The following is a 14,902-nucleotide window of genomic DNA, read 5'->3' on the forward strand; positions in this document are numbered from 1 at the left end:
GACGGCGGGCCCGGTGATGCCGCGCCGGGGTCGATGACGCCAAGGGACGGTCCTCTCACGAATGAAGTTTCCGGGCGTGCCGAAAGGTAAGAGCGCGCCCGGAAACCTCAGACATTCAAGAGAACGGTTAAGTTGCAGTAAGTCGAACGTGATCTACGCAACATCGCGCAACGATCTGACAAGTACGGACAAATACCGTCCCTGTTCAGGAGCTGTTCAGGGGTTATTCAGGCAACCGTGTCAGCGGCTTCAGGCCGTCCGCGGCCGCGCCGCGGTTCAGCAGGGTGCCCTCGGTGCGTTCGAAGGCCAGCCGCAGCCGCGCCCGCTGGGCGTCCGTCAGGTCGTGGTCGTCGCGCAGCGCGGCCGTCACGTCCAGCAGGCGGTAGTCACGGATGTCGCCGTCGGCGTAGGTGGCGGTGCCGCCGTCGCGGACGTTCTCGGCGTCCGGCGGGATCGTCAGCAGCGTCGGCTCGTAGCGGGGCTGGACGTCCCAGTGGCCCTTGCCGCGCTCGGTGAACGTGAACCAGGCGATCACGCCCTCCTCGGTCAGTCCGGTCGGCACGTCGTGCCGGGCGATCTGGTTCCCGAGGCCGTAGGCCACCCAGGTGCCGTCGACCTTCTCCATCGGCTCCACGACGTGCGCGTGGTGGCCGATGACCAGGTTGATACCGGTGTTCCGGGCGATCTCCCGGGCGAAGGAGAGCTGTGAGGAGGACGGCTCGGGGTGGTGCTCACGGCCCCAGTGCAGGGAGAGGATCACCACGTCGGCCCCGGCCGCGCGGGCCCGCTTCTCAGCGGCCTTGATCCGGCCCAGGTCCTGCTGGTTGGCCATCCACGGCTTGTCCTTCGGCAGCTTGTGCGGCTCGTTGAACCCGTAGGCGAAGGATATCTGCGCCACCTTCACACCCTTGACGTCCACGATCAGCGGGGTGTTCGCCTCCTTCTCGGTCCGGGCGGAGCCGGTGTGCTTCACCCCGGCGGCGTCCAGCGCGTCCAGTGTGCGTTTCACGCCCTCGTAACCGTGGTCGAGGGTGTGGTTGGACGCGGTCGAGCAGGTGTCGTAGCCGATGTCCTTGATCGTCCTCGCGGTCTGCGGCGGCACCTGGAAGTCGGGGAAGCCCTCGAACGGGCCCTTCGCCGTACCCATCACCGGCTCGAAGTGGCAGATCGCCAGGTCCGCCTTGCTGATCACCGGCTTGATGCCGGCCATCATCGGATCGAAATCGAGGCCGTCGACGGCCTTGTCGCTGCCCTTTCCGTCCTTGCGCGCCTGATCGACCAGATCGGGGTGCATCAGGATGTCCCCCGCGGCCGCGACGGTGAAGGAACGCCCGCCGCCCTCGGCGCCGGCGTCGTCCGAGAGGAGACCACAGCCGGACACGGCGGCGAGGAGGGAGAACGGGGTCAGCAGGGACAGCAGGGTCCGGCTACGGCGTCTGTTCACCGGGATATCTTGATACAACCATGAGAGCCAATCGGTCCCGGGTCATAACGATCGCAACAATTCTGCTGGTTGTCGCCGGTCTCGCCGGTGGCCTCACCGCGCTGGTCCGCAGCACCCGCGACGACACGGCCGACACGGGCCGGCCGACTCCGGGGGGCGGCGCGCAGATCGACCTGATGCGCGCGGTCACGGACTACACCAGCCGGTTCGGGCCCGACCAGGGTTATCGGCGACCCGGCCGGGCCGACCGCGAGGACATTGTCACCGGGGTCGGCCTGTTGCTCGACGGTCACCGCAAACAGGCGGAAAAGCAACTTCAGCAACGTGATTTCACCGTGCGCACCGTCGTCGACCGGACCTCCGGCCATCGCTACGCCGAGGTGGCCGACCGCACCGACAGCGCCGTGACACCCCGTGGCTGGGGCCGCGTCTACATAGATCTGGACCACCGTCCGAACTGGTCCGTGCAGGTCCCGCACCCGGTCTTCGACCGGGGTACGGAGCAGCTCGGAGTACGGGTCCTACGCGGCTCCCCCGGCGGAGTCCTGGTGATTGCTGGAGCACATCGCAAAGCCGGAGTCGGTAATTCCGCCGATGTGGCGCACCGCCGGGACACGGTCTTCCACGCCATCTGCGCCGAGCTGGCCCGTCGCGGCATGCCCGGGATCCAGCTGCACGGCTTCGCCACCGCCTCCGCACCCGGCTACGACGTCGTCACCTCCACCGGCGCCGGCTCGGCGGGCCGGCAGGATGGCCGGGACCTGGCGGACACCCTGGGCACGCACGGCTTCCGGGTCTGCCGGGCGTGGGTACGGTCCTGTCCGCTGGAAGGCCTGACGAACATGCAGGGCCGGGTCGCCGACGACGACCATGTGGCTTTCCTGCACGTCGAGTTCTCCCCCACGGCCCGCGCCGGCGGGCGGCCCGCCGAACGGGCGGCGGCCGCGGTCGCCGACATCACGCGCGACTGGGCGAAGAGACCCGCGGCGCACTGAGTCCGCCGCCCGGCCGTCCCTGCGCGACCACGCCGTCGAAGAGCACCTCCGTGACGGCACGCAAGACCGCCGCACGTGGGAAGCGGGGCGCGGGACAGCGCGGCGCGGGAAGGCCGCGCGCGGGACTGCGGGGCGCAGGGATGCCGCCCGCGAGAAGGCCGCGCCCACGACGGAGGGTGTCGCCGCGCCTCGGGGGCGAGATCGAGCCGCTCGGGCTGAGGCTCCTCGTGGCGGGCGGCCGTATGGAACCAGGCGTCGCCGTGCGGCACTCTTCTCCCTTGTGGCGACCCTTCCGTACCAAAGTCCGTCGACCGAGACCGCCGCGCACATGGTGGTGGCCGGGGACGACGCCCTGGCGCACCGGCTCGCCGCGGAACTGCGCGGTGTCTACGGCGAGCGGGTGACCCTCGTCGTACCGCCCGCACAGCGCCGCGTACGTCCGCCGGTGGTCGGACGGGCCCGGGGCTCGACCCTGTTCGACCGGGTCTCCGCGGCGGTGACCCGGGCCGCCGGGAACGGTGACACGCCGCCCGGCCGTACGGCCGAACCACCGGGCTCCGAAAGGGTGTTGGAGGCCACCGAACTCACCGAGGCCGTACTCGCCGAGGCGGGCGTCGAACGGGCCGCCGCCCTCGCGCTCGTCCATGACGACGACGAGACCAACATCCGGGCAGCGCTCACCGCGCGCCGTCTCAACCCGCGGCTGCGGCTCGTCATCCGGCTCTACAACCGGCGTCTCGGCGAGCACATCAAGGAACTCCTGGACCAGGCTTCGGCGTTGGCCACCGCCGGGATGGACGACGGCACCGCCGGCGGCGGTGCGGGCGGCGCCGGCGGCGGCGGGTTCGACGCGTCCACCACCGTGCTGTCCGACGCCGACACCGCCGCGCCCGCCCTCGCCGCCACCGCCGTCGCCGGCACCAGCAAGGTCGTCCAGACGGACGGGCTGATGCTGCGGGCCGTGGAACGGCCCCCGCCGGGACCCGGCGAGGTCGCCGACCCCGGTCTGTGCACGCTCGCGCTGCTGTCCGCCACGACCAACGACCCGGCCGGGGCCGACGGTTCCGAGAGCAGCGGTCCGCAGGGGCCCCGACTGCTGCCCGACGAACGGGCGGTGGCCGCCGCGACCGGGCGCGGGACCGTCGTCCTGGAGACCGTGTCCTACACCGGTCCTGCGGTGTCCGGCGGGCGCAGCGTCCTGCCCTTCGCCTCACTGCTGTCGCGTCGGCTGCGCTGGTCGTTCGCCGGGCTGGTGGGGTGCGTGATCGGACTGGCGATCGCCTCGATGGCCGTCACCAGGGAGCAGCCGCTCCAGGCGACCTATCTGACACTGCTCGACCTCTTCGCCATCAACAATCCCGCCATCGGGCAACCGGCCGGGCGGCAGGTCCTCCAGCTCTTCTCCGGGCTCGTCGGGCTGCTGCTGCTTCCGGTGCTGCTCGCCGCCGTGCTGGAGGCGCTGGGTACGTTCCGCAGCGGGTCCGCGTTGCGCAAGCCGCCGCGGGGGCTGTCCGGGCACGTGGTGCTGCTCGGCGTCGGCAAGATCGGTACGCGGGTGCTCGCGCGCCTGCGGGAGCTGAACATTCCCGTGGTGTGCGTGGAGGCCGACCCCGAGGCGCGGGGGCTGGCGATGGCGCGGCGGCTTCGGGTGCCGGTGGTGCTCGGCGATGTGACCCAGGAAGGTGTGCTGGAGGCCGCGAAGATCCATCGGGCGCACGCGTTGCTCGCGCTGACCAGCGCGGACACCACGAATCTGGAGGCGGCCCTGTACGCCCGTACGGTGCGGCCCGATCTGCGGGTGGTGCTGCGGCTGTACGACGACGACTTCGCGACCGCCGTGTACCGGACCCTGCGGGCCGCGCATCCGCAGGCCCTCACGCGCAGCCGCAGTGTGTCGCACCTGGCCGCGCCCGCGTTCGCCGGGGCGATGATGGGGCGGCAGATCCTCGGGGCGATCCCGGTCGAACGGCGGGTGCTGCTGTTCGCGGCCATCGAGGTGGGCGGGCACGCGCAGTTGGAGGGACGGACCGTGGGAGAGGCGTTCCGGGCGGGGTCGTGGCGGGTGCTCGCGCTGGAGACGGGGGTCGGGGGACGGCGCGGGGATCCGGCGGGCGGAGTGGCGGGCGGCGGGGTGACGCGGCGGGCGCCGAGCGGGCTCGTCTGGGATCTTCCCTCCTCCTATGTGCTGCGGGCGGAGGATCGGGTGGTGCTGGCGGCCACTCGGCGGGGGCTCGCGGAGTTGCTGGGGCGGCGGGCCCGGGAGCGGTCCGAGCCGTAGCCCTCCGGGCGGGGCAGGGCTCCAAAGGGCACGGCTCCAAGGGGCTGGGCTCCAAGGGGAACGGGAGGGCCCCAGGCGGTGTGCAGGGGGCGCCGCCCCTGCCCGTCCCGTCCCCCTGGGGCTCCGCCCCGGATCCCACCGGGGCTCCGCCCCTGGAGCCCGGTGGGTCCGCTGTCCGGGAGTGTCCTGTCAGTGCGGAAGGTGGGTCCGGGCGAAGTTCAGTTCCAGGTGGACCTGTTTGATGCGTTCGCCGACGACCAGGGAGCCGTGGCCGGCGTCGTAGCGGTAGACCTCGTGGACGGCACCTCGGGAGGCGAGACGGTCGACGTAGTTCTCGACCTGGCGGATGGGGCAGCGGGGGTCGTTCACGCCGGCCGAGATGTAGACGGGGGCCTTGACGGCGTCGACGTACGTCAGGGGTGAGGACGCCTCGAAGCGCTCGGGGACCTCCTCCGGGGTGCCGCCCAGCAGGGTGCGGTCCATGGCCTTCAGCGCCTCCATCTCGTCGTGGTACGCCGTGACGTAGTCCGCGACCGGGACGGCGGCGATGCCGAGGGTCCAGGCGTCCGGCTGGGTGCCGAGCCCCAGCAGCGTGAGGTAGCCGCCCCAGGACCCGCCGGTGAGGATCAGCCGCTCCGGGTCGGCGAGTCCGGACGTCACCGCCCACTCGCGGACCGCCGCGATGTCCTCCAGCTCGATGAGGCCGACCCGGTGCTTGAGGGCGTCCGTCCACTCCCGTCCGTACCCGGTGGAACCCCGGTAGTTGACCCGCACCACCGCGTACCCGTGGTCCACCCAGGCCGCCGGGCCCGCGGCGAAGGAATCGCTGTCGTGCCAGGTCGGGCCGCCGTGGATGTCGAAGACGGTGGGCAGCGGCCCCGTCGTCCCCGCCGGCTTCTGGATCAGCGCGTGCACCCTGCCGCCGGGGCCCTCCACCCAGACGTCCTCCACCGGGACCGAACCCGGGGACTTCAGGCCGGGGGGATCGAGGACGACCCCGCCGGCCGTCGAACGCACCGACGACGGTTCGGCCGCCGACGACCACAGGTACTCCACGCTGCCGTCCGGGCGGGCCGTCGCTCCGGACACCGTGCCCGCGGGGGTGGGCACGCGGACCAGCTCGGCGGACGCCAGGTCGTAGCGCCACAGGTCACTGCGGGCCTCGAAGCCGTGCGCGATCAGCAACGCCGAACCGTCCGGATACCACTCGGCGCCCACGTCGCCGGGCAGGTCGAGGGACAGGTCCGTCTCCTCGCCCGTCGCGACGTCCCACACCAGCGGCTCCCAACGGCCGCGCCGCTGATGCCCGATGAGCAGCCGGGTGTCCCCGTCGACCGGGGCGAAGCCCAGCACCTCCAGGCCCAGCTCGACCGTGCCGCCCTTGCTGTCGTCGAGCTCGGCGACCGTCGAACCGTCCGGGCGCAGCACCCGCAGGGCCGAGTGCATCGCGTCGCCGTGCTCGGTGTGCTCCACGGCGATCAGGGAGCCGTCGTGGGAGAGGTCGCCGACGCCGGCCGACTCCCGGTGGCGGTAGATCTCCACGGGTTCCTCGCCGGACCGGACCAGGTGGATCGTCGACCCCTCCTCGTCCGTCGAGCGGCCCACGACCGCCGTCCGCCCGTCCCGGCCGATGGCGAGTCCCCCGGGGTAGGAGGGCTCCAGTCCCGGTGCCGCGGGCTCGTCCACGCCCGCGGCACCGGCGGTCGCGGCTGTGGAAGCGGCGTCCGCGGAGCCGTCCGCGGAGCCGTCCGCGGCGAAACGGCGGCGGCGCCAGATGCCGAACTCGTCACCGTCCTTGTCGTCGAACCACCAGATCCATTCGCCGTCCGGGGAGAGCACCCCGTCCGTCGTACCGTTCGCCCTGTCGGTGATCTGGCGCTGCTCGCCCGTCTCGCGGTCCCACGTGTACAGCTCGTAGGTTCCCGTCGCGTTGGAGACGAACAGCGAGCGGTGCGGGGCGTCCTCCGCCCAGTCCGGCAGCGACACCTTCGGTGCCCTGAAGCGCTTCTCCCAGTCGGGCATGGCCGCCTGCTGCTGCTCGACGGACCCGTTGCTCTCAGTCATGGCCCCATAGTGCCTGGCCCGCCCGCGTTCGCGCCGACGAGGTCCCCAGCCTGTGGACAACTCCGTCCGCAACCCTCCGCCCGTCCCGGCCGGCGACCGGTGCCGGACGGGCGGGAGCGGACGGGGGACCGGCCCCGGAGCCCGGCCGCGCGCGGCGGCACCGTACCTTTGAGGTCGTGTACCGGTTCCTGCTGACGCCCCGCTGGTGGGGGATCAACGTCTTCGTGCTGTTGGCCATCCCCTTCTGCGTCTTCATGGGGTCATGGCAGTTGAGCCGGTTCGAGGCTCGGGTCCAGGACCAGCGCGACGCCGGTGAGCAGGCCGCGGCCGCGAAGACGGACCCGGCCCGGCCGCTGCGCGAGCTGCTGCCCGTCGACAAGAACACGTCCGGCAAGCAGGCGGTCGCCACCGGCCGGTACGGCAAGCAGCTGCTGGTGCCGGACCGCGAACTGGACGGCAGGAACGGGTACTACGTGCTGACGCTGCTGCGGACCGACGGCGGCCAGGCGCTGCCCGTCGTCCGGGGCTGGCTGCCCGGTACCGCGGATTCCGCGAAGGCACCGGCCGTCCCGGCCGGCGAGGTGACCGTGACGGGCGCGCTGCAGGTCTCCGAGAGCCCGGGGGCGAACGGGGTGAGCGCCGCCGGCGGGCTTCCCGAGGGGCAGACCGGCGCGATCAGCTCGGCGTCACTGGTGAACCTGGTGCCGTACAAGGTCTACGACGCCTGGATCACCCTCGCGAAGGCCGACAGCGGGATGACGGCGGTGCCCGCGACCGCGCCGCAGGGCACCGGCCTGGACCTCAAGGCGTTCCAGAACCTCGGCTACACCGGTGAGTGGTTCGTCTTCGCGGGCTTCGTCGTCTTCATGTGGTTCCGGCTGCTGCGCCGCGAGGCCGAGTTCGCGCGGGACGCGGAGCTCGGTCTGGTCCCCTCCGAGGGAACGGACCACGAACGGGACCGTGAGCGGGACCCGGAGCACGAGCGGGACGGAAGCCCCGACGAGAATCCGGCCCGGGACGCCGCCGGGACCCCGGTCCCGTAGATCCCGGACCCGTCGATTCCCGGACCCCGGTCCCGTAGATCCCGGACCCGTCGATTCCGGACCCCGGACCCGTAGCCGCCCCGGTCCCGGGCCCGCCCGGGTTCAGGACGCCGCCAGTATCCCCGTCCGGTACACCGTGCCCGCGCACGCGCCGGACACCGTCGTCGAGGCGCTCGCACCCGTGTCCGCCGCGTAGGAGACGGTGACGCTGCCGTCGGCCACGCCGTCCTCCGTGAGGAACTGGGCCGAGGTGCCCGTGCCGCTGGTGTCCGTGCCGGTGCCGCCGCCCGTGGCCGCGCCCTCCGTGGAACTGGGGTCCGGCGAGGGCTCGCCCCCACCGGTGGTCGGGCAGGTCTCCGAGGGCACCCAGGCGAACTTCACGACGTACGAGACACTCGGCTGCAGCACCAGCGAGGCGACCTCCGTGGAGGGGTCGGGCAGGCCGGTGGCCGCGTCGCCCGTCACATGGGTCACCACGCCGATCTTGGACGCGTCCGCCGCACCCTGAGCCAGCGTGCTGACCGCGCCCCCGCCGCTGACCGTGCAGCTGGTGCCGGAGACGTTCGAGACGCTGAAGGAGCCGTAGACCGCGCCGGCCGAGTCCGGGACGCCCACCGTGCTGGTGGCGCCGCCGAGCTGGGCGGCCGTGCACGCGGGCGCGGCGGGTGCCGAGGCCGACGGACCGGGGCCTCCGGTGGCCGCCCCGGTGCTCGTCCCCTTGCCCTTGTCGGGGGCTCCCGTCCGGCCGTGCTTGCCGTGGTTCTTGGACGTGCCGGAGCCGCCGCCCGCGGTGCTTTCGCCGCCGTCCGGGTTCTTGCCCTGGCTGGTGCCGCCCTGGGCCTGCGAACTGTTGCCCGCGATGGACGGGTCGGCGTTCGACCCGGAGGCGTTCGAGACGTGCACCAGGGCCGGGACGGCCGTACCGATGAACAGCGCGGCGGCGGCCATGCCCACCAGGGCCTGGCGCTTGCGGGCCCTCCGGGCGGGCACCGCGCGGCGCAGATGCTCCAGCGTGCCGTCGGAGGGTTCGATCTCCTCGACCGCCTGGTGCAGCAGCCGGCGCAGCGCCAGTTCGTCCGCGCCGAGGCTTTCGGGACCCAGGCCGTCCGGGCCCAGTTCGTCGGGCTGTCCGTCGGGGCCGTGGTTCACAGTTCCGTTCCCAGCGTGCGATTGCCTGTGCTCGTGCTCCGGGCGCCGTTCCTCGTCACGGCGCCGCGCGTTCTCGTGCCCGCTCATGCCGGGGCCTCCATGGCCACACGGAGCGCCGCGATGCCGCGCGAGCCGTACGCCTTGACCGAGCCGAGCGATATGCCGAGGGTCTCGGCGACCTGGGCCTCGGTCATGTCCGCGAAGTAGCGCAGTACGAGAACCTCGCGCTGGCGGCGCTGCAGGCCCTTCATCGCCTTCTTCAGCGCGTCGCGCTCCAACAGGTCGTAGGCGCCCTCCTCGGCGCTCGCCATGTCGGGCATCGGCTTCGAGAGGAGCTTGAGGCCGAGGATGCGCCGGCGCAGGGCCGACCGCGAGAGGTTGACGACGGTCTGACGCAGATAGGCGAGCGTCTTCTCCGGGTCGCGGACGCGCTTGCGCGCCGAGTGCACCCGGATGAAGGCCTCCTGGACGACGTCCTCGCACGAGGCGGTGTCGTCGAGCAGGAGCGCCGCGAGACCCAGGAGCGACCGGTAGTGGGCGCGGTAGGTCTCGGTCAGATGGTCGACCGTCGTGCCTGCGGCCGTGCTGCTGTCCTCAGCGCCGTCGCGCTGGCTCGGTATGCGGGCGGGCCGCGCTGCGGGCATGGGCGCGATCACCGGCATGCCGCCGGACGCGCCGGGGCTGCGGAGTCGGCGGGGTGGACGCAGGGCCGTGCCCCTCGTCTGTACCGCGGTGAATTCGAGTACCTCTGCCACGCCAGTTGGACACACGTCCCCCCTTCAGGGTTGTACGCGACGGGCATCACATTCGCTTCAGCCATCACTTCGGCCGAAACCCCCACCCGCGCGCGGACGGCGACGCCCACTCTCACGCACATCGCGACGCCCGCCGGAACACCTGCCGGAACCCCCGACGACGCGCCCGGCAGCGCGCCTGAAAGTGCACTGAAAGCCCTCATGCGTAAAAGCTCATCCCCTATGCCCCATTTACCCTGCCGCCCCCGGACCACCCGCGCAGGGCTAACGCAAAGACGCTCCCCGCCCTCCGCGTGGTTGCGGAGAACGGGGAGGGAAATCTTCGAACGCCGGGTGGGTCTCGTTCAAGTGGTCCGGACCATTATTCCGGCCACAGGACTCGCACAGATCCTACAAACGAATCCGGGGATGACCAGGAGATTTTTCGCGGCCCCCGGCCGCGGCCGGGAAACCCGCCGCGCGGGTCACGCCCTGCCCGGGGGGCGGGCCGCCAACTCCGCCGCCACCAGCTCCGCGATCTGCGCCGTGTTGAGCGCGGCTCCCTTGCGGAGGTTGTCGCCGCAGACGAAGAGTTCGAGGGCGGTCGGATCGTCGAGCGCCCGCCGGACACGGCCGACCCAGGTCGGGTCGGTGCCCACGACGTCGGCGGGAGTGGGGAACTCCCCGGCGGCCGGATCGTCGAACAGGACGACCCCGGGCGCGGTGGCCAGGATCTCCCGCGCCTTCGCCACCGTGACCCTGTCCTCGAAGCGGGCGTGGACGGTGAGGGAGTGCGTGGTGACGACCGGGACGCGGACGCAGGTCACGGCCACGGGCAGGCGGGGCAGCCCCAGGATCTTGCGGGACTCGTCCCGCACCTTCATCTCCTCCGAGGACCAGCCGTCCTCGCGCAGCGACCCGGCCCACGGTACGACGTTCAGGGCCACCGGCTCCGGGAACGGGCCGGTGTTGTCCCCCACCGCACGGCGTACGTCACCGGGGCTGGTCCCCAGTTCCGTACCGGCGACCAGGGACAGCTGCTGGCGCAGGGTCTCGACGCCGGCGCGCCCGGCACCGCTCACCGCCTGGTAGCTGGAGACCACCAGCTCGCGCAGCCCGAACTCGGCGTGCAGCGCGCCGAGCGCCACGATCATGGAAAGAGTGGTGCAGTTCGGGTTGGCGATGATCCCGCGCGGACGCATCCGGGCGGTGTGCGGATTGACCTCGGGGACGACCAGGGGCACGTCCGGGTCCATCCGGAAGGCGCCCGAGTTGTCCACCACGATCACACCCTTGGCGGCGGCGATCGGCGCCCAGTGCGCCGCCACCTCGTCGGGTACGTCGAACATCGCGACGTCGACCCCGTCGAAGGCGGCCTCGCTCAGCGCCGCCACCTCGACCTCCTCGCCGCGCACAGCCAGCTTGCGGCCGGCCGAGCGCGGGGAGGCGAGCAGACGGATCTCGCCCCAGATGTCCGCGTGCTGGGACAGGATCTGGAGCATGACGCCGCCGACGGCCCCGGTCGCGCCCACGACCGCGAGCGTCGGACGTCCGAGGCGTCCGGGGTGACCGGGGTGACCGGAGAAGTGTTCAGCCGGTCGCCCGGTCCATTCGGCCATCAGCGGCCAGTGCCTCCGTAGACAACGGCCTCGTCGCTGTCGGAGTCGAGCCCGAAGGCGGTGTGCACGGCGCGCACGGCCTCGGGGACGTCGTCCGCGCGGGTGACGACCGAGATACGGATCTCGGAGGTCGAGATCAGTTCGATGTTGACCCCGGCGTCGCTGAGCGCCTCGAAGAAGCCGGCCGTGACACCCGGGTTCGTCTTCATGCCCGCGCCGACCAGCGAGATCTTGCCGATCTGGTCGTCGTAGCGCAGCGAGTCGTAGCCGATCACGGTCCTGGCCTTCTCCAGGGCGTCGATGGCCTTGCGGCCCTCGGTCTTGGGAAGGGTGAAGGAGATGTCCGTGAGGCCCGTGGAGGCGGCGGACACGTTCTGCACGACCATGTCGATGTTGATCTCGGCGTCCGCGATGGCCCGGAAGATCGAGGCGGCCTCGCCCGGCTTGTCCGGGACACCGACGACCGTGACCTTGGCCTCGGAGGTGTCGTGAGCGACACCGGAGATGATGGCCTGCTCCACCTTCTGGTCCCCTTGCTGGATCGGTGCGTTGCTGACCCAGGTGCCCTGGAGCCCGCTGAAGGACGAGCGCACGTGGATCGGGATGTTGTAGCGGCGGGCGTACTCCACACAGCGGTGGAGCAGCACCTTGGAGCCGGAGGCGGCGAGCTCCAGCATGTCCTCGAAGGCGATCCAGTCGATCTTCTTCGCCTTCTTCACCACGCGCGGGTCGGCGGTGAACACGCCGTCCACGTCGGTGTAGATCTCGCAGACCTCGGCGTCGAGCGCCGCGGCGAGCGCGACGGCCGTCGTGTCGGAACCACCGCGCCCGAGCGTGGTGATGTCCTTCTTGTCCTGCGAGACGCCCTGGAACCCGGCGACGATGGCGATGTTGCCCTCGTCGAGGGCCGTCCGGATACGGCCGGGCGTGACGTCGATGATCCGCGCTTTGTTGTGGACCGAGTCGGTGATGACACCGGCCTGGCTGCCGGTGAACGACTGGGCGCTGTGGCCCAGGTTCTTGATCGCCATCGCCAGCAGGGCCATGGAGATCCGCTCACCCGCGGTCAGCAGCATGTCGAACTCTCGCCCGCTGGGCATCGGAGACACCTGCTCGGCGAGATCGATCAGCTCGTCCGTCGTGTCGCCCATCGCGGAAACGACCACGACCACCTGGTGGCCGTTCTTCTTCGCTTCCACGATTCGCTTGGCGACGCGCTTGATGCCCTCGGCATCGGCTACGGAGGAGCCTCCGTACTTCTGCACGACAAGGCCCACGTGCGCTCCTCGCTCCATCTGTCTCTGCACCGCACACTTGCGGTCGGCTCAGTTTAACGAGCGGCCGGATTTCCCTTCCGAAGTATCACATCGTGAGATGTCCCGCTCACGACGTGATCACTGCGGACCGTCAGGTCGACCGAGGCCGTCAGGGATCCTCCGGCCGCTCCGAGCGGCATCTGCCCGCGTCCGGGCTCCGCCACTCCGGAAAGTGCCCCTAGTCACACGAGACGGCCGTGACCAGGGCGCCGGCGAGGAAGACAGGAGGACGGGACAGACAGCGGGAAGCGCACGCCGGGCGCATCCCCGGCACCGGAGTGCCCGGTGCGCCGGGAGTGCACGCTGCGCTCCGGAACGCACGGTGCACGCCAGATAGGCCGGTGCGACCAGTGCGCGTCACTGCGACCAGTGCGCGTCACTGCGACCGGTGCGCGCCCGTGCGGCCGGTGTGCCCCCGAGCTATGTGGGCGTCCCCAGGCCCAGCGGGCCCCCGATCTCCTCCGCCATCACCCGGCCGGCCTCCTCCGCGAGGATCTCCTCGCCGATGTCCTGGTCGGTGTCCAGGCCGTTCAGGTCGTCCAGGGGCTGGTTCAGCCGGACGTGGGCGACCAGGGACTGCAGGGCGCGCAGCGCGGCCGAGGCGGTGGAGCCCCAGTTCGAGAAGTACGAGAACTGCCACCACCACAGTGCCTCGCTGGTGCGTCCCGCGCGGTAGTGGGCCATGCCGTGGCGCAGGTCCGTGATGACGTCGGCGAAGTCGTCCGAGATCCGGCAGGCCACCGGGGCCTTGCGGGGCTCGTACGGGTCGAAGACCTCGGAGTAGACGTCGACCGGTTCCAGCATCACGGCCAGCCGCTCACGCAGCTCGTCGACGTCCGGTTCCGGGCCGAGGTCGGGCTCGTAGGGCTCGTCGGGGACGATGTCCTCGTGCGCGCCCAGGCGACCGCCGGCCAGGAGGAGTTGGGAGATCTCCAGGAGGAGGAAGGGGATCGCCGAGTCCGGCTCGTCGCCCTTGGCCACCTCGGTGACGGCGACCAGGAAGCTCTCCACCTGGTCCGCGATCTGGACCACGAAGTCGTCGGGGTCCTGACTGGTGGCGTGCAGTGTGGCGTCAGACATCTAGGAGTCGTCTCCCCTCGAAGGCGCGGCCGAGTGTGACCTCGTCCGCGTATTCCAGGTCGCCACCCACCGGGAGGCCGCTGGCCAGGCGGGTGACCCTGAGGCCCATGGGCTTGATCATGCGGGCGAGATACGTGGCCGTGGCCTCGCCCTCCAGGTTCGGGTCGGTGGCCAGGATGAGCTCCGTGACCACGCCGTCGGCGAGGCGGGCGAGGAGTTCCCTTATCCGCAGGTCGTCAGGGCCGACGCCCTCGATCGGGCTGATCGCGCCGCCGAGCACGTGGTACTTCCCGCGGAACTCACGCGTCCGCTCGACCGCGACGACGTCCTTCGGCTCCTCCACCACGCAGATCACCGAGAGGTCGCGGCGCGGGTCGCGGCAGATGTTGCACAGCTCTTCCTGTGCCACGTTGCCGCAGGTCGCGCAGAAGCGGACCTTCGCCTTGACCTCCATGAGGCACTGCGCGAGCCGGCGGACGTCCGTCGGCTCGGCCTGCAGGATGTGGAAGGCGATCCGCTGCGCGCTCTTGGGACCGACGCCGGGCAGCCGCCCCAACTCGTCGATGAGGTCCTGGACCACGCCTTCGTACAACGGACTGCCGCCCTTCCTGGATTCGTTCAGTACGTACGGTAGTTGGCCGCCGCCGGTCTTAGAAGGGCAGACCCGGGATGCCGCTGCCGCCACCGCCGAGGCCCTGGGCGAGAGGGCCGAGCTTCTGCTGCTGGAGTGCCTGCGCGTTCTCGTTCGCCGCCTGGACCGCCGCGACGACCAGGTCGGCCAGCGTCTCCGTGTCCTCGGGGTCCACCGCCTTCGGGTCGATCACCAGGGCACGGAGTTCACCGGAGCCGGTCACCGTCGCCTTCACCAGACCGCCGCCCGACCGGCCTTCCACCTCCGTGCGCGCGAGTTCCTCCTGCGCGTTCGCGAGGTCCTGCTGCATCTTCTGGGCCTGCTGGAGCAGCTGCTGCATGTTGGGCTGGCCACCACCGGGAATCACGATCAGCTCCTGGGTCGTACGGCTATCGGCACCACTGTCCGGACGGGGTTTTCCCGCTCAGCACGAGCCTACGTGGTCGACGGGCCGGTCGCCCCAGCACTCTTTCGAGTGACACCGTCCGTCCGCCTATACCTGACCAAGCCCCTCTTCCGGGCGGAAAACCGGTGAAAACCGGGCCATCG

The 14,902-nt window shown here is 71.4% G+C and carries 12 protein-coding genes; 3 read left to right on the plus strand and 9 right to left on the minus strand.

The genetic code is table 11. The features are described from left to right. Positions 1-223 precede the first annotated feature (223 nt). On the minus strand, positions 224-1,444 hold the full coding sequence (locus tag GFH48_RS19065) for a CapA family protein (protein ID WP_228120689.1): 1,221 nt from the start codon (positions 1,442-1,444) through the stop codon (positions 224-226). Positions 1,445-1,464: 20 nt separating this feature from the next. On the opposite strand from GFH48_RS19065, the gene GFH48_RS19070 reads away from it, so the two are divergent. Both GFH48_RS19070 and GFH48_RS19075 read left to right on the plus strand, forming a co-directional pair. Further along, positions 1,465-2,439 carry a hypothetical protein gene (locus GFH48_RS19070; protein ID WP_153289413.1) on the plus strand — a complete coding sequence of 325 codons (975 nt, stop codon included), beginning with the start codon at positions 1,465-1,467 and terminating at the stop codon, positions 2,437-2,439. 328 nt (positions 2,440-2,767) lie between these two features. Beyond that, the gene (locus tag GFH48_RS19075) at positions 2,768-4,717 is read left to right on the plus strand and encodes an NAD(P)-binding protein (protein WP_153292996.1); all 1,950 of its coding nucleotides are present in this window, start codon (positions 2,768-2,770) and stop codon (positions 4,715-4,717) included. 189 nt (positions 4,718-4,906) lie between these two features. Here the strand turns inward: GFH48_RS19075 and GFH48_RS19080 are convergent, their stop codons facing one another. Continuing rightward, positions 4,907-6,781, minus strand: coding sequence for a S9 family peptidase (locus GFH48_RS19080; RefSeq protein WP_153289414.1), 1,875 nt, complete (start codon positions 6,779-6,781; stop codon positions 4,907-4,909). Positions 6,782-6,957: 176 nt separating this feature from the next. Here GFH48_RS19080 and GFH48_RS19085 point away from each other — a divergent pair, with 176 nt between their 5' ends. Continuing rightward, positions 6,958-7,824 carry an SURF1 family protein gene (locus GFH48_RS19085; RefSeq protein ID WP_153289415.1) on the plus strand — a complete coding sequence of 289 codons (867 nt, stop codon included), beginning with the start codon at positions 6,958-6,960 and terminating at the stop codon, positions 7,822-7,824. Between the two features lie 102 nt (positions 7,825-7,926). Here the strand turns inward: GFH48_RS19085 and GFH48_RS19090 are convergent, their stop codons facing one another. From GFH48_RS19090 to GFH48_RS19120, 7 genes are all read right to left on the minus strand, one after another. Continuing rightward, positions 7,927-8,973 (minus strand): hypothetical protein, encoded by a 1,047-nt coding sequence (locus GFH48_RS19090; protein ID WP_322746992.1) that lies wholly within the window; start codon positions 8,971-8,973, stop codon positions 7,927-7,929. A gap of 83 nt (positions 8,974-9,056) precedes the next feature. Next, a complete protein-coding gene (locus tag GFH48_RS19095) occupies positions 9,057-9,728 on the minus strand; it encodes a SigE family RNA polymerase sigma factor (RefSeq protein WP_153289416.1) in 672 nt (223 codons plus the stop codon). Between the two features lie 464 nt (positions 9,729-10,192). Continuing rightward, positions 10,193-11,326 (minus strand): aspartate-semialdehyde dehydrogenase, encoded by a 1,134-nt coding sequence (locus GFH48_RS19100; RefSeq protein ID WP_153289417.1) that lies wholly within the window; start codon positions 11,324-11,326, stop codon positions 10,193-10,195. Beyond that, positions 11,326-12,603, minus strand: a complete 1,278-nt coding sequence (locus GFH48_RS19105) for an aspartate kinase (protein WP_153289418.1) — start codon at positions 12,601-12,603, stop codon at positions 11,326-11,328. The genes GFH48_RS19100 and GFH48_RS19105 overlap by 1 nt, the downstream gene beginning before the upstream one ends. A 459-nt stretch (positions 12,604-13,062) precedes the next feature. Beyond that, positions 13,063-13,722: a DUF5063 domain-containing protein gene (locus GFH48_RS19110; protein WP_153289419.1), complete on the minus strand. Its 660-nt coding sequence runs from the start codon at positions 13,720-13,722 to the stop codon at positions 13,063-13,065. Next, positions 13,715-14,314, minus strand: a complete 600-nt coding sequence (gene recR, locus GFH48_RS19115; RefSeq protein ID WP_055518210.1) for a recombination mediator RecR — start codon at positions 14,312-14,314, stop codon at positions 13,715-13,717. Before recR ends, GFH48_RS19110 begins: the two co-directional genes overlap by 8 nt. A 58-nt stretch (positions 14,315-14,372) precedes the next feature. Beyond that, complete coding sequence (locus GFH48_RS19120) at positions 14,373-14,720, minus strand: YbaB/EbfC family nucleoid-associated protein (protein ID WP_153289420.1); 348 nt, start codon at positions 14,718-14,720, stop codon at positions 14,373-14,375. Positions 14,721-14,902: the final 182 nt, after the last annotated feature.

Source organism: Streptomyces fagopyri (genome assembly GCF_009498275.1).
GTDB classification, from domain to species: Bacteria; Actinomycetota; Actinomycetes; order Streptomycetales; family Streptomycetaceae; genus Streptomyces; species Streptomyces fagopyri.

Coding starts and splice junctions, on each gene's coding strand:
- GFH48_RS19070 (WP_153289413.1), top strand. CDS start 1,465: ATGAGAGCCAATCGGTCCCGGGTCATAACGATCGCAACAATTCTGCTG.
- GFH48_RS19075 (WP_153292996.1), top strand. CDS start 2,768: ATGGTGGTGGCCGGGGACGACGCCCTGGCGCACCGGCTCGCCGCGGAA.
- GFH48_RS19080 (WP_153289414.1), bottom strand. CDS start 6,781: ATGACTGAGAGCAACGGGTCCGTCGAGCAGCAGCAGGCGGCCATGCCC.
- GFH48_RS19100 (WP_153289417.1), bottom strand. CDS start 11,326: ATGGCCGAATGGACCGGGCGACCGGCTGAACACTTCTCCGGTCACCCC.
- GFH48_RS19110 (WP_153289419.1), bottom strand. CDS start 13,722: ATGTCTGACGCCACACTGCACGCCACCAGTCAGGACCCCGACGACTTC.